The organism is Moraxella sp. (assembly GCF_030525845.1).
Classification (GTDB): Bacteria; Pseudomonadota; Gammaproteobacteria; order Pseudomonadales; family Moraxellaceae; genus Moraxella.
Genome location: NZ_JAUNDY010000028.1, coordinates 1 through 19246, shown reverse-complemented (window position 1 = coordinate 19246; position 19246 = coordinate 1). Strand labels below are relative to the sequence as shown.

Annotated in this window: 17 protein-coding genes, 2 tRNA genes and 1 pseudogene; 12 read left to right on the top strand and 8 right to left on the bottom strand. The window is 44.3% G+C overall.

Translation table 11 applies throughout. From position 1 onward, the window contains the following. Window positions 1-158: 158 nt before the first annotated feature. Genes Q4B79_RS08775 through Q4B79_RS08765 form a run of 3 tightly spaced genes read right to left on the bottom strand, consistent with a single transcriptional unit; the run spans window position 159 to window position 2035 of the window. Window positions 159-1145: a LysR family transcriptional regulator gene (locus Q4B79_RS08775; protein WP_303086042.1), complete on the bottom strand. Its 987-nt coding sequence runs from the start codon at window positions 1143-1145 to the stop codon at window positions 159-161. 27 nt (window positions 1146-1172) lie between these two features. Further along, entirely contained in the window at window positions 1173-1514 is a 342-nt protein-coding gene (locus tag Q4B79_RS08770; RefSeq protein ID WP_303086041.1) for a hypothetical protein, read from the bottom strand. Between the two features lie 29 nt (window positions 1515-1543). Further along, window positions 1544-2035 (bottom strand): L,D-transpeptidase, encoded by a 492-nt coding sequence (locus tag Q4B79_RS08765; protein ID WP_303086040.1) that lies wholly within the window; start codon window positions 2033-2035, stop codon window positions 1544-1546. Window positions 2036-2216: 181 nt separating this feature from the next. Between Q4B79_RS08765 and argG the strand changes: the two genes are divergently transcribed. Beyond that, entirely contained in the window at window positions 2217-3551 is a 1335-nt protein-coding gene (gene argG, locus Q4B79_RS08760; RefSeq protein WP_303086039.1) for an argininosuccinate synthase, read from the top strand. Window positions 3552-3635: 84 nt separating this feature from the next. Next, complete coding sequence (locus Q4B79_RS08755; protein WP_303086038.1) at window positions 3636-5009, top strand: wax ester/triacylglycerol synthase family O-acyltransferase; 1374 nt, start codon at window positions 3636-3638, stop codon at window positions 5007-5009. 30 nt (window positions 5010-5039) lie between these two features. Here Q4B79_RS08755 and ispH read toward each other — a convergent pair whose 3' ends face one another. Beyond that, window positions 5040-5975 (bottom strand): 4-hydroxy-3-methylbut-2-enyl diphosphate reductase, encoded by a 936-nt coding sequence (gene ispH, locus Q4B79_RS08750; RefSeq protein ID WP_303086037.1) that lies wholly within the window; start codon window positions 5973-5975, stop codon window positions 5040-5042. A 113-nt stretch (window positions 5976-6088) separates the two neighbouring features. On the opposite strand from ispH, the gene gmk reads away from it, so the two are divergent. From gmk to Q4B79_RS08735, 3 genes are all read left to right on the top strand, one after another. After that, a complete protein-coding gene (gene gmk, locus Q4B79_RS08745) occupies window positions 6089-6715 on the top strand; it encodes a guanylate kinase (RefSeq protein ID WP_303086043.1) in 627 nt (208 codons plus the stop codon). 96 nt (window positions 6716-6811) lie between these two features. Continuing rightward, entirely contained in the window at window positions 6812-7075 is a 264-nt protein-coding gene (gene rpoZ, locus Q4B79_RS08740) for a DNA-directed RNA polymerase subunit omega (protein ID WP_303086036.1), read from the top strand. 207 nt (window positions 7076-7282) lie between these two features. Next, entirely contained in the window at window positions 7283-9481 is a 2199-nt protein-coding gene (locus tag Q4B79_RS08735) for a bifunctional (p)ppGpp synthetase/guanosine-3',5'-bis(diphosphate) 3'-pyrophosphohydrolase (RefSeq protein WP_303086035.1), read from the top strand. 72 nt (window positions 9482-9553) lie between these two features. Here the strand turns inward: Q4B79_RS08735 and Q4B79_RS08730 are convergent, their stop codons facing one another. Next, a complete protein-coding gene (locus Q4B79_RS08730) occupies window positions 9554-11320 on the bottom strand; it encodes a GspE/PulE family protein (protein ID WP_303086034.1) in 1767 nt (588 codons plus the stop codon). A 170-nt stretch (window positions 11321-11490) separates the two neighbouring features. Continuing rightward, window positions 11491-11697 carry a hypothetical protein gene (locus Q4B79_RS08725; protein WP_303086033.1) on the bottom strand — a complete coding sequence of 69 codons (207 nt, stop codon included), beginning with the start codon at window positions 11695-11697 and terminating at the stop codon, window positions 11491-11493. A 256-nt stretch (window positions 11698-11953) separates the two neighbouring features. Between Q4B79_RS08725 and alaS the strand changes: the two genes are divergently transcribed. The 7 genes and pseudogenes from alaS (at window position 11954) to rpmG (ending at window position 18263) form a co-directional block, all read left to right on the top strand. Then, on the top strand, window positions 11954-14608 hold the full coding sequence (alaS, locus tag Q4B79_RS08720) for an alanine--tRNA ligase (RefSeq protein WP_303086032.1): 2655 nt from the start codon (window positions 11954-11956) through the stop codon (window positions 14606-14608). Window positions 14609-14796: 188 nt separating this feature from the next. After that, window positions 14797-15387: a hypothetical protein gene (locus tag Q4B79_RS08715; RefSeq protein WP_303086031.1), complete on the top strand. Its 591-nt coding sequence runs from the start codon at window positions 14797-14799 to the stop codon at window positions 15385-15387. Window positions 15388-15581: 194 nt separating this feature from the next. Then, entirely contained in the window at window positions 15582-16868 is a 1287-nt protein-coding gene (locus tag Q4B79_RS08710) for an aspartate kinase (RefSeq protein WP_303086030.1), read from the top strand. Between the two features lie 140 nt (window positions 16869-17008). Continuing rightward, window positions 17009-17176 (top strand): annotated as a pseudogene (csrA, locus tag Q4B79_RS08705) (carbon storage regulator CsrA); the annotation flags it as partial. A 90-nt stretch (window positions 17177-17266) separates the two neighbouring features. Then, window positions 17267-17611, top strand: coding sequence for a HopJ type III effector protein (locus Q4B79_RS08700; protein ID WP_303086029.1), 345 nt, complete (start codon window positions 17267-17269; stop codon window positions 17609-17611). A 239-nt stretch (window positions 17612-17850) separates the two neighbouring features. Further along, window positions 17851-18087 carry a 50S ribosomal protein L28 gene (gene rpmB / locus Q4B79_RS08695; protein WP_303086028.1) on the top strand — a complete coding sequence of 79 codons (237 nt, stop codon included), beginning with the start codon at window positions 17851-17853 and terminating at the stop codon, window positions 18085-18087. 20 nt (window positions 18088-18107) lie between these two features. Next, entirely contained in the window at window positions 18108-18263 is a 156-nt protein-coding gene (rpmG, locus tag Q4B79_RS08690) for a 50S ribosomal protein L33 (protein WP_003659281.1), read from the top strand. Window positions 18264-18699: 436 nt separating this feature from the next. On the opposite strand, the gene Q4B79_RS08685 is transcribed toward rpmG, so the two are convergent. Continuing rightward, window positions 18700-18786, bottom strand: a tRNA-Leu gene (locus Q4B79_RS08685). A 27-nt stretch (window positions 18787-18813) separates the two neighbouring features. Then, window positions 18814-18887 (bottom strand) — tRNA-Cys (locus tag Q4B79_RS08680). Window positions 18888-19246: the final 359 nt, after the last annotated feature.

Below are 19246 nucleotides of genomic sequence, written 5' to 3'. Positions count from 1 at the left end.
TGGTTATTCCAGTTTATCCCCCTAAGTCTCCCCTGACTTAGGGTTTTTTTATTGTCTAAATTCTACACTAACAAATTTTACAACCACACAACTTGTACAACCCAAACTCAAAATAAAAACCCCAAAAGATGAGCTGGTCATGATTTGGGGTTTGGGGATTAGATAGGAGTGATTTTGGGGGAGGTTACCTTATTTTCTTCTTCCGCCATAATCTGCCGTGCCACATGCAAAATAAGCTGACGCAACCATTTGTGAGCAGGGTGATGTTGCAGTAGAGGCGACCATGCCATTTTTAGCTCAAACTCTGGAATAAAAAAGGGTGGTTCTTTGACGACAATGTTTGAATTATTTTGGGCTTGGAGTTTGGCGACACGAGTGGGTAAGGTGGCAATCAAATCCTTGTTGGCGGTCAGCATGGCAGGCATTTGATAATGACGAGTAAAGACGCTGATTTGGCGTTTTTGTCCCAGCCGCTGTAAGGCTTGGTCAATAGAACCTAACCCCCCCGACTTTTCAGGATTAACCCCAAAACCCACGCCCATGCCTGTTTTTGACACCCAGACATGTTGGGCTTTGAGATAATTTTTTAGATTAAAGCGGTGTAGGTACGGACTGTCTGCCGACAGCAGGCAACTAAACGTATCTCGCCACACCAGCACCTGATGAAAGCTTTGGGGAATTTCATTAAAACGGTTAATCGCCAAATCCACTCGTCCCTGCTCCATGTCTCTATATGACACATCAGATGGAGTTAAAAAGTCCAAAATCACGTTGGGGGCTTCACTGCGTAACGCTTTGACAAGGCGTGGTACAAGCGTGGCCTCAGCATAGTCACTTGTCATGATACGAAACACCCGAGAGGTGCTATAAGGACGAAATTCGGTGCGTGGTTCAAGCAGTACGCCCACGTCCGAGAGTATCTCACGAATACGAGGTTGTAGCTCGACCGCTCGCTCGGTTGGGGTCATGCCTTCACTTGACCGCACAAGCAAGGGGTCGTTAAAGAGTGAACGCAACCTGCGTAAAATATTACTCATCGCAGGTTGGGTTATGCCAAGCTGTTCGGCAGCTCGTGTTACGTTTTTTTCACGTAGTAGCACATCAAGATAAACGATGAGGTTTAAATCAACTTTTTGTAAATTCATGAATTGTCCTTATTACTGCCAAAATCATCAATAAAACTTACGCAGTGGTAGAGGTCGATTTTCGCCAACATACGAAACACCATCGATTTTTTGGTAGGACTGCACACGTTTGGCGATGTCGTTGGCGGTGATTTTTACTGCCAAGCCATTTAGGTCGCCGTAGTCGTACATGATTTCATCGTGGTATTGTGAAATGGCATGGAGGAGATTTGCTTTTTTGTCTTTTTCAAAAAAAATAATAAAAACCTGTGATGACATGGCAACTTGTGTGTTGTCGTTTGTCTTGTGGGTTTTTTCGGTAGTATGAGGCATGGCGGTACAAGCAGTCAAAAAAACAGGTAAGATAAATAAAATTAGAATATGTTTCATGCATTGCTCCATTTGTGTTGATTTGATTGTCATATAACCATCACGGATGTGCCCACGTCCACCATATCATAGAGTGCCATGACATCGTCATTGTGCATACGCACACAGCCATGCGACATTGGCACGCCCATAGGCTCACTCTCGGGCGTACCGTGAATGTAGATATAACGTGCGTGCGTATCACACACCACACCGTCTGCCGTCTCGCCTGCATTAAAGCCTTGCTCACAGCCAGAGAGCCATAAAATTCGACTCAAAATCCAATCTCGCTCTGGGTGTGTCTGCCCAAGCACCTCATCATAAATCTCACCTGTAAACACTCGCCCCACAAATACCGCACGTTTGGGATATTCACCACCGATTTTGTCGCTGATGATGTGCTTGCCAAGTGGGGTGCAACCTGTATTTATCAGTTGTCCTGTGCCGTTTTTGGCGGTAGAGACACAAAACTGACAAATAAGAGCACCATCATCATACACTGCGAGTGTTTGGGCAGTGGTGTCTATGGTTAGGTGTATCATGATTTGAGTATCATCAATTTTAAAAATATTCACTATTTTAAATTTTGCTAGTTTAACAAATTTTTGATGATTTTTCACAAAAATTTTTAAAATTTCACCAATTTTTTGCAAAATTTTCCCCCAATATTGGGTAAAAATGTTATAATTTTTGCCAATTTTTAATGCATAAATCGGAGAAATTATGAGTAATACTATTTTACAATCCCTGCCAGTCGGTCAAAAAGTCGGTATCGCTTTTTCGGGCGGTTTGGATACTTCCGCCGCCATTTTGTGGATTAAGCAAAAAGGAGCTTTGCCCTACGCTTATACCGCCAATTTGGGTCAGCCTGACGAATCCGACTATGACGCTATCCCTGCCAAAGCCATGCACTATGGAGCAGAGAAGGCTCGCCTTGTGGATTGCCGACTGCAACTGGCTCGTGAAGGCATCGCCGCCATTCAATGCGGGGCGTTTCACGTCTCAACAGGTGGCATGCCCTACTTTAACACCACGCCACTAGGACGGGCGGTAACGGGTACGATGCTCGTAACAGCCATGGCAGAGGACGGCGTGGATATCTGGGGCGACGGCTCAACCTATAAGGGTAATGACATTGAACGTTTTTATCGTTATGGCTTGCTTACCAATCCAAAACTAAAAATTTACAAACCTTGGCTGGACGAAACTTTTATTGATGAGCTTGGTGGTCGTGCTGAGATGAGTCAGTTTTTGATTGACAATGGTTTTGATTATAAAATGTCCAAAGAAAAAGCGTACTCAACTGACAGCAATATGCTTGGGGCGACACACGAAGCCAAAGATTTGGAATTTTTGAACGCCAGCCACAAAATCGTTGAACCAATCATGGGCGTGCGTTATTGGGACGAAAGTGTCGAGATTAAGCCTGAGACGGTAACGGTGGAGTTTTTTGAGGGCAATCCTGTTGCAATCAATGGCGAAAAATTTGAAAACCCTGTCGATTTGATGTTAAAAGCCAACGAAATCGGTGGTCGTCATGGACTTGGCATGACCGACCAAATCGAAAACCGTATCATTGAAGCCAAATCTCGCGGCATCTACGAAGCCCCCGGTATGGCACTACTGCACATCGCTTATGAGCGTCTAGTCACAGGCATTCATAACGAGGACACCATTGAGCAATATCGTATCAATGGCTTGCGTTTGGGTCGCCTACTCTATCAAGGTCGCTGGTTTGACAGCCAAGCCCTCATGCTTCGTGAAACCGCCCAACGCTGGGTTGCCAAAGCCATCACAGGTGAAGTAACGTTGGAGCTAAGACGTGGTAACGACTACTCTATTCTTGACACCAAATCGCCCAATCTTACCTACGAGCCTGAGCGTCTATCTATGGAAAAAGTCGAAGATGCCAGCTTTACCGCCACCGACCGTATCGGACAGCTGACCATGCGTAATTTGGACATCTCAGATACCCGTGCCAAACTAGGTATTTATGCAGGCGCAGGGCTATTGGGCTTGTCAAATGGTAATGCCGTGCCACAGCTTGATGAGAAGTAAATGATTTTTCATGGGTTTATCGGTGGATAAACCCATGTTTTTGAGAATTTGTATTTTTGGTGTAAGTGCCTCTAAGGAAATATCGTGCGACCCCTAAATGTCGTCGACCATGTGTTTTTGTTATTAGAAAATCAAAAAACACCCATGCACGTTGCAGGGCTGTGTGTCTTTGACTTGCCTGATGACGCCCCTAAGGATTTTGTGGCAAGGTTGGCACAAGAAGTCCAGACTTCTACCATAAAACCCAGCTCTCCATTTAATCAAGTGTTGCATCGTCTCCTTTTTTGGAAAATGGATGATGATTTTAATGTGGATTGTCATTTCCGTTATGCCGTATTGCCCAAACCCAGCGGTATGCGTGAGCTGATGAGTTATGTCTCGAACGAGCATGAGCTCATCATGGATAGGGCGAAGTCTTTATGGGAATTTCATTTAATTGACGGTATAGCTCCTGCTGATGAAGGGGGTAACCCACGTTTTGCGTTATTTTTAAAAATCCATCATGCGATGGCAGATGGTGTTGCTGTCATGAGGCTATTGCAGATGTCTTTTTTGACATCGCCTACCGAAAAATTAGCCTTGCCGTTTTGGTCATCTGCAACCAAGCATCGCAATTATCATCATGCCATACCTTTGACTCGTCAGCCGTTTTTAAAAATCCTCAAAGAGCAGTTAAATAGCGTCTATCCTGTGGGCGTGGAGCTAGGCAAGGGACTTCTTGGTCGCTTTAAAAAGGATGCAAATTTTGTCAGTACGTTTGATGCGCCACCATCTATTCTTAATCAAAAAATCACAAACACGCGTCATGTGGCTTTTGCTTCCTTTGAAAAGGGGCGGTTTTCGCGGATTGCTCGGCGGTTTGGGGCAAGTACCAATGATGTGCTTTTGGCGGTTTGTGGTGGGGCGATTCGTCAGTATCTGCTGAGGCTTGGGGAGTTACCCAAGAAGCCTTTGATTGCATTTGTGCCTATTTCTATTCGCCGTGACGGTAGTGCGGTAGGCAACCAACTCTCATTCATTTTGGCAAACCTTGCCACGCATGAGAGCGACCCTGCTGTGCGATTATCAACCATTAAAGCAAGCGTAGATGACGGCAAACAGCGATTTACTCGTATGAGTCCAACACAGGTGGTAAATTATAGTTTGCTGACTTATGGGTTGGCACTTGCCAATCTAGTAACAGGGGCTATGCCAACACATCAAGCCTTTAATCTCATCATCTCAAATGTGCCGGGAGGCAACACGCCTTTGTATCTAAATGGGGCGAAATTAACAGGGATTTTTCCCGCCTCAGTGCTCATGGACGGACAGGCGTTAAACATCACATTTGCCAATTATCAAGATAAGATTGATTTTGGGATTGTGGCTTGTCAGAGTATTTTGCCGAATATCGAAGACATGATAGGGCTATTAGAAAACGAACTGATGGCATTTGAACAGCTAATAGAAGAGATGTAGAGGGCGTGATTATCCCTCTGTTATCTTGGCTTATGAGCGAAGGCTTTTTGGTAAGCTAAATGTGATATTTTCTTCGATGCCTGATAGTTCGGTCGGCTTGTCTGCTCCCCATGCTTGTAGGGTGTCAAGCACTTCTTTAATCAAAATTTCAGGAGCGGACGCACCTGCGGTAACACCGATTTTATTCACGCCATCAAACCATGCTTTATCCATTTGGCTGGCGTTGTCAATCAAAAACGCCTTTGCTCCAAGACGCTCGGCAAGCTCTCGCAGACGGTTAGAATTAGATGAATTGGGGCTACCCACCACCAAGACAATCTCACATTCTTTGGCGAGGGATTTAACCGCATCTTGACGGTTCTGGGTGGCATAGCAAATGTCGTCTTTTTTTGGGGCGTTGATTTGAGGGAATTTATCTTTTAGAGCGTCAATGACTTGTGTGGTGTCATCCATCGATAGGGTGGTTTGGGTAACAAACGCCAACTCTTTATTGGGTTCAAGGGTTAGCTTTTCGACATCGCTGACATCTTCTACCAAATGAATGCGACCGCCAAAACTGGTATCAAAGCGACCCATCGTTCCCTCAACTTCTGGGTGTCCAGCATGTCCGATGAGAATGGCGTTCATGCCGTGTTTGGCGAATCGACCCACCTCAATATGCACTTTGGTAACGAGCGGGCAGGTGGCATCAAAGACTGTCAGATTGCGGCGAGTTGCCTCATCTTCTACCGCCTTTGAGACGCCGTGAGCTGAAAAAATCACAATCGCTCCGTCTGGCACTTCATCAAGTTCTTCAACAAAAATTGCCCCACGAGAGGCTAAATCCTCCACAACGAATTTATTATGAACGACCTCATGGCGTACATAGATGGGTGGGTTAAAGCGGTTTAGGGCTTCATTGACGATGGCGATGGCTCTATCTACGCCAGCACAAAACCCTCTGGGGTTGGCAAGTAGGATTTGCATAGGATTGTTATCATAAAATTAATTGGGCTACTTTATCACAATTTAGCATTTTAGGATATACTAAATTGTGTTATAATTTATAAAACATCATCATTTGGAAAAGTTTTATGAGCATGCCAAGCCCTACACAAGGAACATTGTTTATCATCACAGCCGCCTCAGGTACAGGCAAGACATCGTTGGTTAAGGAGCTTCTTGCTACCACCAAAAATATCGTGGTTAGTGTCTCGCACACCACACGTGAGCCAAGACGTGGCGAGGTTGATGGTGAGCATTATTATTTTACCAGCAAAGAAGAGTTCATGAGACTTGTTGGTGAGGGCGAGTTTTTGGAGCATGCTGAGGTTTTTGGCAATTATTACGGCACTAGCAAAACCGCCGTTAATGATTTGCTTGGTGCAGGCATGGACGTGATTTTGGAGATTGATTGGCAAGGGGCATTGCAGGTCAAAAAGCTCATGCCACATGCAGTGATGATTTTTATTTTACCACCTAGCCGTGAAGAGCTTAGAAACAGACTGCTAAATCGCAATCAAGATGCCACCAAAGTGATTGAAGCACGTCTGGCAGGGGCGGTGCGTGAAATGCAAGAATACGTCAATTTTGATTATGTGGTCATTAATGATGATTTTAATATGGCATTATCAGATTTGCGCGCGATTGTTACCACATATCGTCTTGCCATCACAAAACAAACCGTTCGCCATGAGAAATTAATCAGTCAGTTATTGGCAGGCTAATTTGTGATTGTAAATTAGTGAATTTGCTTTTTTAAAAAATAAAAATCTGTTATAATGTCTGATTGGTAAAATCAGATACAAAAGAGAGTGTGATTTATGGCACGAGTAACGATTGAAGATTGCTTGGGTACGGTGCATAACCGTTTTGATTTGATTTTGGTAGCGTCCAGACGAGCCAGACAGCTTGCCACAGGGCGTGCCGACCCATTGGTAACGCCTGATGGCGACAAGCCAACGGTGCTGGCATTGCGTGAGATTGCCGATGGTCATGTTACCCGTGCTATTTTGGACAGACCTGAGGAGGTCTACGTCAAAAAAGAACCGCCACCATTTGACCCAATGGCAGGCAACGGCTTCTGATAGATAATGAAGACCATGCATTAAGCATGGTTTTTTTATGGGCCAAATTATAGGTTTTTTAAATGTATTTATAAAAATAAATCATAAAAATATTCTTGACTTTCTTTATAAAAATTGATTTATTATGCTATTCCAATCTTGAAATTATTCATAACATTTTTTCTTAAAGCCAGTAGTTTTAAGATATTTTAGCCAAAAGAGCCAACCATGTTAGCCAATTATCATCCAGACAATATCCCTACCTATTTTAGTCACCCTTTGGTTGATGAGTCCAAAGATGGTTTGATGAATGCTGTCAGTTATTTGAGTGTCAATGAAAGACAAGATGTACTAAGAGCATGCCATTTTGGCGATGTGGCACACATCAAGGATAAGCGAAAGTCTGGCGAACCGTACATCACGCACCCAATGGCAGTAGCGGAGATTTTGGCTGGGTTTTTGCTGGATAAAGACACCATCATCGCGGCGATTTTGCATGATACGGTGGAGGATACTGAAGTTACCAATGAGATGTTGGTGGAGCAGTTTGGGCAGACGGTGGCACGCTTGGTTGATGGGGTTACTAAACTCAAATCAGGTGGCATGAGCAAACAGCAATCTCAGGCGGCGACTTTTCATAAGATTTTAAACGCCACACTCATCGACCCTCGTGTGCTTATCATTAAGCTGGCTGACCGCCTCCACAACATGAGCACCCTAGATGCCGTGCGTGAAGAAAAACAAAAATCCACCGCCAAAGAGACGCTTGATTTTTATGTGCCTTTTGCTCGGATTATGGGTCTAAATGACATTGCAGACTATATTGAGCTTTTGTGTTATCGCAACCTAAATCCTGTTATGTACAACAAATTTAACGACAAATTGTTACAACATGGCTTGGGGCGAAACTTCCAAAAAATCGAAATTAGCACTTATTTGCAAAATCTACTTAACCATCTAAATCTAAGAGGTCATGTACAGGTGCTGGATAATCGCACCAGCATGTACAGACAATTTTTTAAAAATCGCGGTCAAATCAGTCGCTTGATTCGTCAGTATGATTTTGAGGTGGTGTTAGAAGATATTAATGCGTGTGATAAACTGGCGTATCATCTTATCCAAAAATTTGAAATTGCTGACCGAAATATCCAAGATAATATCCGCAAGCCCTTAGCTGGGGGCAATCAATCCTTATCCATCATCTACCAAAAGGACTATAACTTTATCAAAGTAACGCTCATGACCGAACGCATGAAAAGAGCGTCTCGTCTAGGCGTGCTGGGTAATAATAACAATGACATTAGCCAATCTGTGATACAGGCAAGCCTACGCAATATGCAAGATTTGGCGAGCATAGAGGGCGATGATGGCGAAACATCGCTTAAAGTGATTGGCGAGTTGATGAGTTATTTGCATGAGCGTAAAATTGTCTGTTATAGTCCACAAGGTCGTGCCTATGAGCTACCACGTGGGGCGACGGCGTTGGATTTTGCTTATGCGGTAGGTCCTGCGGTGGGTAATATTGCCACAGGTGCTGACATCAATGGCGAACATGGCAAGTTGGGGTTGGTGCTGGCAGATGGCGACACCGTCAGTATCGATGTGGATAAGAATGCCACGCCTAAGGCAGATTGGCTTGGCTTTGTGGCAACCAATAAAGCCCGTAATGAGATTTTAAAATTCTTAAAACGTCTGCCACACGACCAAAAAGAATACTATGGCAAAGAAGCCCTCATGCGAGCCTTAAAGCCGTATGATAAGGTGCTTGATGATTTGACAGAGTCTGACTGGGCGGATATTTTGGCGTGGCGTGGTGTGTCAAGTCAGGGCGAGATTTTTATGCAAATCGCCACAGGCTCGCTATTGCCACAATTAGTGGTTTCACGCCTGTTTAGTGAGGAGGTGGACGTTGCTGATGGGGCGGAGATCACCCAAACCAAGCACCTTTTGGCAGGGATTAAGGGCGTGGAGACTGCTTTTGCCAAATGTTGCAATCCCATGTATGGCGACCATATTGTTGGGCATCTGTCGGCACGTCAAGGTCTGGTGGTGCACCGCCATAAATGTTATTCTCTGGAAAATATCCGTAAAGAAAACCCTTATCAGATAATACAGCTTAACTGGAAATCTGGCATGCAGTTCGATCATCATCATTCGGTAGGTCAGCTTCATTTTCCTGCCACGCTAAAAGTACACGCCATACTCAACGAAGAACAAATCAGTCAAGCGATTTATGAACTTCGCGACCTAAACATCGGTATCGAAAACACCATCGTTAAGGCAGATGATAAGTCCACTGGTAGTGCAGGGGCGACATTTTTGCAGGTGGTGGTGCGTTCTCGCAAGCACTTGGAGGAGGGCATTAACCGTCTGCGTCAAGTATTGGGCTACCCAAGCATCATGAGACTTTATCAGTCGCTAGCCTAAGCCAGTAAGAGACTTGGTTGATTGTGTAGGCATCATGAGGCATGCACAATTTATCACAAAAGTGGCTTTGGTTTAATTAAGTGGCACAACCCTTAACACTTCTTCCAAAGTTGTTACCCCTTCGCCAATGCGTTTTGCCCCTTCAATTCTAAGCGGTAGCACGCCTTCACTGTACGCTTGGCGTTTTAGGTCATCAAGGCTGACGTCTTTGGCGATGAGCTTTTTAAGCTCGTTTGAGAGTGGCATAATTTCATACAAGCCAATCCGCCCCTTATAGCCTGTGTTTCGGCATTCATCACAGCCCACAGGGTGATAGAGTTGTTTTGGCAAATTGGCATTCCACGGAGCAACCAGCTCACGCCATTGTAGGGCAAGCGGACTGCCGTCCACCACTTCTTCCGCCTTTTTGCAATGCGGGCACAGGGTGCGGACAAGGCGTTGTGCCATTACCCCCAAAATCGTTGCCGAAGTCAAAAACGGCTGTACGCCCAAATCGTGCAAACGGGTAATGGAACTTGGTGCGTCATTGGTGTGGAGAGTGGACAGCACCAAATGCCCCGTCAGGCTCGCCTGCACCGCCATATCTGCCGTCTCGCTGTCCCGAATCTCGCCCACCATAATAATGTCAGGGTCTTGACGCATTAGGGAGCGAATGCCGTCCGCAAAATGCAGGTCAATGCTGGCGTTGATTTGCATTTGGTTAAAAGATGGCTCAATCATCTCAATTGGGTCTTCAATCGTACACACATTCACGCTTTCGGTCGCCAGTTGTTTGAGCGTGCTATACAGCGTGGTAGTTTTACCCGAGCCAGTCGGACCTGTTACAAGGATAATGCCGTTGGGGTGGCTCGTCAGTTCATTCCAAGTGGCAAGCTGACTGCCTGTTAAGCCAAGCTGGGCAAATGACCGCACCAACACTTCGGGGTCAAATACCCGCATTACCAGCTTTTCACCAAAAGCAGTCGGCAAAGTAGAAAGACGAAGTTCGGTTTCTAGTCCTTTGGGGGTACGGGTTTTGAGTCGTCCGTCTTGGGGCTTTCGTTTTTCGGCAACATTAAGCCTACCCAAAATCTTAATACGAGCGGTAACCGCTGTCATAATCGCAGACGGCATTTCATACACCGTGTGTAGCACGCCGTCAATGCGAAACCGCACCTTGCCCGTGTCTCGGCGTGGCTCCAAATGAATGTCGCTCGCCCGCTGGTCAAAGGCGTATTGCAGTAGCCAATCCACGACTTTGATAATGTGCTGGTCGTTGGCGTCAGGGTTTTGTACATCGCCAAGTTGGAGTAGAGCCTCAACATTGGTAATGTCGGCAGACGCTTTTTTACTCGCAGTATCCGCCCCTTTAATGGCATTGGTAACTTGATAAAATTCGGTGCGATAGCGGTTGATTTGCTCAGGATTTAAAAAAACGGTGCGAAATTTTTTGGGTTTAATGATTTGCGAAATGTTCTCGTGCCAATCGCTATAAAAAGGCTGGTCAGTACCAATCACCACTTCATCATCATTCACCAAAACAGGCAAAATGTATTGCCGTTTGGCATATTCATAAGACATGATGCTTGTGATGGTCGGCACATCTACTTTTAGGGGGTCAATTTTGGCAAGCTCCATGCCAGCTTCACCTGCAAGCCATTGATTAAGCTTATCAAGTGTCAAAGGTTGTCTGTCGATGAGACTGCTTAGGTTGAAGCGCGCGATGTTTTGTAGGGGGTGCAGTTCAGGGTTGTTATGGCTTGTGATGATGAGGTTGTAGTTTTTTTGGTCGATGTAATTTTCTTTGAGTAGTTCGTCTAAGCACCAGCGTAAATCAACGATAAAGGAAAAATTATTCATTAGCGTGCCTTTTAATTGGTGGGTCAAATGACATCATTGTATCATGAAATAATTTCTTGCAAATCATTATTCATGAGTTTTTACAATGGTCTTACAAAAAAAGACGCCATGACAATACATCATGGCGTCCAAGTCTGGTAAGGAGGTGCTTGTGAGTAAATGACTGGTGTTTAGTCTTGATTTGGGTTGCCTGTGATGGCACTCATTCTTTTGGTAACAAATACCGAAAACGGAATGCTGGCAATCACGCCAACAGCCACCGCTCCTAGCACGGTCTGTGCACTTGTCCAATCATTGACAAACAGTACAATCATCAAAACACCAATCACAAAAGTGGCAACAATCGAAAAAACGGCACTAAATAGTGGAATATTCATGGTAAATCCCCCATTAATCTGCAAATCAAATCCATGTATTATTTATACACCTTTTTGGAATAAATGTTAAGTCTTTTTAGTAGAAATTCCTTAATTTTTTTAAGGGTTTTATATTTATTCTAAAAAGTTATGAATTGGGAGAAATTTTTAACCAAATTCTGTAAAAAACCATGCAAAATCGCTGTTATTTCATGTGGTTTGTGCTAAAATTAGGTGTTTATATTTTTATCATCATGTCTTTTGACGAGTTGCAATCATGAGTAAAACCCTACAACTAAACGAAGTTCGCCAAGCCTTTATTGACTTTTTTAAATCCAAAAACCACACGCATGTAGATTCCTCATCGCTCGTGCCTCATAACGACCCCACCTTGCTTTTTACCAACGCAGGAATGAACCAGTTTAAGGATACTTTTTTGGGGCTAGAAAAGCGAGATTATGTGCGTGCCGTAACCTCCCAAAAATGCGTGCGTGCAGGCGGTAAGCACAACGACCTTGACAATGTCGGTTACACCGCTCGCCATCATACCTTTTTTGAGATGCTTGGTAATTTTAGCTTTGGCGATTATTTTAAACAAGATGCCCTAAAATTTGCTTGGGAATTTTTAACAGGCGATGACTGGCTTGCTCTACCTGCCGACCGCCTGTATGTGACGGTTTATCACACCGATGATGAGGCCTATGACATTTGGCATAAAGAAGTGGGTGTGCCTGCCGAGCGTATCATTCGCATTGGCGACAAGGGCGGATTGTACCAATCGGACAACTTTTGGGCGATGGGCGATACAGGTCCTTGCGGGCCTTGCTCAGAGATTTTTTATGATTATGGCGACCACATGGAAGGCGGATTGCCTGGAACGCCTGACGAGGACGGCGACCGCTATGTGGAAGTGTGGAACTGCGTGTTTATGCAGTTTAACCGCCAAAAAGACGGCACACTCGAACCCCTACCCAAGCCGTCTGTCGATACGGGCATGGGCTTAGAGCGTATCAGCTCGGTCATGCAAGGCAAATTTGGCAACTACGAAACCGACCTATTTGTCAATCTCATGAAAGCCACCGCCCAAGTGATTGGCGTGGAATGCACTTATGAGCCGTCCTTTAAGGTCATCGCTGACCACATTCGTGCCGTATCGTTCCTTATCGCTGACGGGGTACGCCCGAGCAACGAGGGGCGTGGCTATGTGTTACGCCGTATCATTCGCCGTGCGGTACGACATGGCAATAAACTGGGGGCAGAGGGGGCATTTTTCCACAAAATCGTCTCTGCACTCGTGGCAGAGATGGGCGAGGCTTACCCACAGCTTGTCAGCAAACAGGCTGAGATTGAAGCGGTCATCTTAAAGGAGGAGGAGCAATTTGCCAAAACGCTGGCACAGGGCTTGCGACTGCTCTCAGGCGAGCTTGAAAACCTAAAAGCAGGCGATACCTTGACAGGCGAGACGGTGTTTAAATTGTACGACACTTACGGTTTCCCTGTGGATTTGACCGCTGATATTTTGCGTGAAAAAGGCTTAAACATCGATGAAGACGGTTTTCATCGTGAAATGGAAGTCCAGCGTCAGCGTGCCAGAGAGTCAGGCAAATTTGCCATTGACTATAATGACCTCATCAAAACCGACATCAAATCCGAATTTGTCGGCTACGAAAATCTTACCGCCGATGGCGAATTACTCGCCCTATACCAAGACGGCAAGCCAACCGATACCCTAAACGAAGGCGATGAAGGTATTATCGTCCTTGACAAAACGCCCTTCTATGCCGAAAGTGGCGGTCAAGTGGGCGAAGTGGGTGAGATTACCACTGACACAGGCGTATTTGTCGTAGAAGACACGCAAAAATCAGGCACCGCCATCATCCATTATGGTAAAGTACGCATGGGGCAAGTCAGCACCGCCCAAACAGGGTTTAGTGAAGTCATTGCCGATGTTCGCTGGTCGTCTGCCAAAAACCACTCCGCCACCCACCTGCTCCACGCCGCTTTGCGAGAAGTCTTGGGCGATGGCGTGGCTCAAAAAGGCTCGCTCGTGTCTAGCCAAGTCCTTCGTTTTGACTTTTCTTATGATAATGCGATTAGCACCGAACAGCTTGAAAAAGTAGAACAAATCGTTAATGACAAAATCGCCCAAAACGACACCGTACTCATTGAATATATGAATATTAACGATGCTAAGGCAAAAGGAGCGATGGCACTGTTTGGCGAAAAATATGGCGAGGTGGTGCGAGTTTTGACAATGGGTAAAAATGCCGACAATTCTGCGTTTTCTATTGAGCTGTGTGGCGGTATTCACATTCGTCAAACGGGCGATATTGGGCTGTTTAAAATCGTCTCCGAAGGCTCGATTGCCTCAGGCATTCGCCGTGTGGAAGCCTTGACGGGGGCGGGAGCGTTACGCTACATTCAGTCGGGCGAGCGAGTGCTAAACACCCTTGCCAAAGAGTTTAAAGCCAAGCGAGAAGAAGTTGCCGAACGGGTTCTTGTTTTAACCGAAAAAGTCAAAGACAGCGACAAACAGATTGAGAAACTAACCCAAAAGCTAGCCAGCTTTGAGGCAAAAGCCTTGATGGATAAGGTGACTGATGTCGCTGGCGTGCCTGTTTTGATTGCCAAAGTAGAGGGCGTGGACAGCAAAGGACTAAGAAGCCTTGCGGACGATGTCAAATCCAAACTGCATAATGGCGTGGCGGTATTGGCAAGCGTATCCGATGGCAAAATCGCCCTAACCGCAAGTGTCGGCAAAGACTTGACCGCCAAAGTCAAAGCAGGCGACATCATCAAATCCTTGTGCGAAAGCCTTGACGGTAAAGGGGGTGGTAAGCCTGACTTTGCCCAAGGGGGAGCGAGTAAGGTTGATGGATTGGATAAGGCACTGGCGGATTTGCAAGGCGAGTTGGCAAGTAAATTGGCGTAAGCTGATTTGGAAATGTGGGGCGAGTGCAAATTCGCCCAATAACCACAATGCCTATAAAGGGCGTATTTAATACGCCCCTACGATTCAATGCCAATTTGTAAGGTGCGTATTACACACCGATTTTGGAAAATTGTGTTATTATGACAACAATGCATATATACACTTAATTTTTCTAGGAGCAATCAAAAATGATTTCAGAATTTGAAACATTATGGGGCAGAACCATATCTTTTGGTTTGGCACAGCTCATTGAATTTCAAGAAAGTCAATCTGCTTTTGAGTGTTATTCGCAAGGCTTTGGCATTGCCACAGATTATCGTGATGGACTAGAATCTTGGAGTGATGACCCACAATTTTTGGATAAATTATTTCCTTTTGCCCAAGCAAATGGCTCTGGCTCTTTTTATGCTTTTTGGGACAGTGGTGAAGACTATTTATCAATGCACCTTATGCCTATTGTCGTTTTTGGCGATGAAGGCGGTCAATGGGTTGTGGCTGAAAGCTTTGATGAATTGTTACAACTATTGTCTTATGATACCGAAATTACTGTTTTGCCAGATGATGTTTATTTCTACAAAGACGAAGATGATGACAAAAATGAAGACGCTCAAATTTTTCGTGAATGGCTTGGTCAATATTTTAAACATTTACCAATCGTTACAAGCAATGAACAAGCCGATATGATTATCAAAAATGCTCAACAAAAATATCAAGCAAAATTTAATGATTGGTTAAGTGGTTTTGGCATAGAAGTATCTGAATATAATTTAGATGAATAGACCAAAATAATTTTAATCCGTAAGATATTTGTTTTCAAAAAAATAATTTGTAAGGTGTGTATACACACCGATTTTGAGAGTTATATTTTATAATGGTGCATACTTTTCTCTAAAAAGCACGCACCTTACCCAAAAACCAAACTCAAATTTAAAAAAATATTTTTCAAAGCCATTCTGATTTACAAGGAAAAATTATGGCACTAATCGTCCAAAAATACGGTGGCACGTCTATGGGCAACGCCACCCGTATCAAAAATGTCGCTCAGCGTGTCAAACGCTGGCACGAACACGGTCATCAGCTCGTTGTCGTGGTTTCGGCGATGAGCGGAGAAACCAACCGACTCATCGGTTTGGCTCGTGAAATCACCAGCGACCCAGACCCACGAGAATACGACCAAATGGTTTGCACAGGCGAGCAGGTCTCTATCTCACTACTGGCAATGGCATTAAAAGACTTAGGTCTTGACGCTGTGTCATTCACAGGCGGTCAAGTTGCCATTCACACCGACTCATCACACACCAAAGCCCGTATCATCTCTATTGATGATGCCAAACTTCGTGCCACACTTGACGCTGGCAAAGTGGCGATTGTTGCAGGTTTTCAGGGCATTGACGAGCATGGCAATGTTACCACGCTTGGTCGTGGTGGCTCTGACACCACAGGCGTGGCGTTGGCGGCGGCGTTAAAGGCGGACGAATGCCAAATCTATACCGATGTGGACGGCGTGTACACCACCGACCCCCGTGTAACTTCCAAAGCCAAAAAACTCTCCAAAATCACTTTTGAGGAAATGCTAGAAATGGCATCTCTTGGCTCAAAAGTCCTTCAAATCCGCTCGGTGGAGTTTGCAGGTAAATACAAAGTCCCTGTGCGTGTACTTTCTAGCTTTGATGAAGGCACGGACGGTGCTTTTGATGATGAATTTAAACAAACTGTCGGTACTTTGATTACCGTTGACGAAGGAGATAATATGGAACGTGCCGTCATTTCAGGCATTGCCTTTAACCGTGATGAAGCCAAAATCGTTGTCTTGGGCGTGCCAGACCGCCCTGGTATCGCCTCTGCCATTTTAAGCCCCATCGGCAAAGCCAACATTGAAGTGGACATGATTATCCAAAACATGTCAGAAAATGGCGTAACTGATTTTAGCTTTACCGTACCTCGTGGCGACTTTGACAAAGCCGTTAAAATCCTAAACGAGCAAGTCAAAGACGACATCGGTGCGACTGCCATCGTTGGTACAAGCGACGTGGTTAAAGTCTCTATCGTGGGTGTGGGCATGCGTTCGCACGCTGGCGTAGCAAGCAAAATGTTTGAAACGCTTGCCTCTGAAAACATTAACCTACAAATGATTAGCACGTCCGAAATCAAAGTCTCTGTACTTATCAAAGAAGAGCATTTGGAAAAAGCCGTAAAATCACTTCACACCGCTTTTGGGCTTGACCGTGAAGACGGCGAGAGTAAAGTGGCTGGCTTGTGATACTTAAAATGCAGATTAATCAATCGTAATTTTTAAGTAAAAAATAGTAAAAACAGCTGACAAGTTACCCAAGAAGTTTTATAATACGGCTTGGGTAATTTTTTTGCTTTTTAGCATTGTTTTTATAGCAAGGAGCTATTATGTTAATCCTAACTCGCCGTGTCGGCGAAACCTTGATGATTGGCGATGAAGTCAGCGTAACTGTGCTTGGTGTCAAAGGCAACCAAGTGCGTTTGGGTGTCAATGCCCCCAAAGACATCGCTGTACACCGTGAAGAGATTTATCAACGCATTCAGCACGAGCGTTCCATGCAAATGCACATGAGTCATTTAGAGCAAGGTAATTTTGCTCCACCTTCGTTTGATGATGATGATTATTTTAATCGCTAAGGTAGCATCATGGAAAATACTGACATTTCTCGTCTTTTAAACGGCATTGAGCTGGGGCATTTGACTTTTAAAGATGTGATTGCCTTTATTGATGCTAATTACACCTATACGCCGATTAGTTTTCATAATGGCGAGGTCGTCAATCCTGCTGGCACAAACGAAGGCTCTGCCAAAGTGTTTAGCCTTGCTAAGTTGCATGGGTTAAATCAGCTTGATACTCTAAAATTATTTGCCGAACATTATCAGGCTGTGCTTGATACACCAAATGGCATCGACCATGCTAACATTCGCAATTTCATGCATTATGGTTGGCAAGGACTTGGTTTATCGACCAATGCTCTAACCGCACGTTAATATAAGACCCAAATTCTTAAAATTTTACTTGAAAAATAAGTAAAATTCATGTAGAATTTGGGCTTTGAATTTTTCTGCTGTGTACGGTTTGTTGTCGCCTTTAACAATAAGCCAAATCGTGGCATCACTTATAAAGTTTGGAGACTCGCTTAGTCCATACCTATTTTGTGGCGACCCTCCAAACGGCACAATCGATACCGCTCAATATCCGTGCCATTATCGTAACATAGGAGTTCATCATGTCTCGTGTATGTCAAGTTACTGGAAAGCGTCCACAAGTGGGTAACAACGTTTCTCACGCCAATAACAAGACCAAACGCCGTTTTTTGCCAAATCTACACAACCATCGTTTTTGGGTAGAATCTGAGAACCGCTTTGTGCGTCTTCGTGTATCTTCAAAAGGTATGCGTATCATCGACAAGCATGGCATTGATAAAGTGCTTGCTGATTTGCGTGCACAAGGTCAAAAGATTTAATTTAGCAAAAGGAGATTATCATGAGAGATAAAATCAAACTCGTTTCTACGGCTGGCACTGGCTATTTTTACACCACCACCAAAAACAAACGTACCATGCCTGGCAAAATGGAAATCAAAAAATTTGACCCAAAAATCCGCCAGCACGTTCTATTTAAAGAAGCTAAAATCAAATAATCTTGATTTGCTTTTAAAAAACCAAATCCATCATGGGTTTGGTTTTTTTGTTGTGCTGTCAGTTGTTTTGGGTGGGTGTGCAAACCATGATGGATCATACACGTTGGCTAAACCATGCTTGATACCAAAAACCACCCATTCTAAGTCGGCTCGTAGGGTGGTTGTACCCAAATAGTGATAAAACTGGCACAAAATCTGCCGTCAAATTATGGGGCGGTTTGCGACTTAATCAATCAAATTTCCCCAAAGGAGTGGTAAGCATACCTTCAAAGACCGTATCGGTTTTAAGCTTGTCTGATATGCTTGCCATCAGCATAAAGTGCTAAATTTGAGGTTGATTGTTTAAAAAATAAGAAAGAGCATGTTTATTCTGATAAAATAAAACTCCTTAAAACCAAGTGGTTTTAAGGAGTTTTATTATTAAGGAGCGATATGATGGTGCCCGGGGCCGGACTTGAACCGGCACGCTCAAAAGAGCGAGGGATTTTAAATCCCTTGTGTCTACCAATTTCACCACCCGGGCGGTTTTAACTTAGCAGTTAAGTTAAAATGGAGGCTGAGGTCGGAATCGAACCGGCGTACACGGAGTTGCAGTCCGCTGCATGACCACTCTGCCACCCAGCCAATGTGGACGATATAATAGCAGATTTTGGCAATTTTGCAAGTACTTTTTCTCAGTTTTTTTAAAAATTTTTGGGAAACAAGACTAGAATTGTTATTTTGTACACAATATCTTTTGAAAATCAAGTATTTTTTACGAATGTATACAAATTAAAATTAAGAATTTTTGGATAAAGTTTAGTATAATAGTTAAGTTTAGCTTTCATTTGCTAAATGGAATGTTTTGTAACCAAAATACTAGATGGCTCAACATGTTTTGTGAGAGACTGATTAAGTTTTGCCGTGTTCAGATATTCCGATGAATGATTTTAGCGTTTTATTTTTGTTGGTTGGGCGTGCCAATCAAAAAAATAAAACCCTAA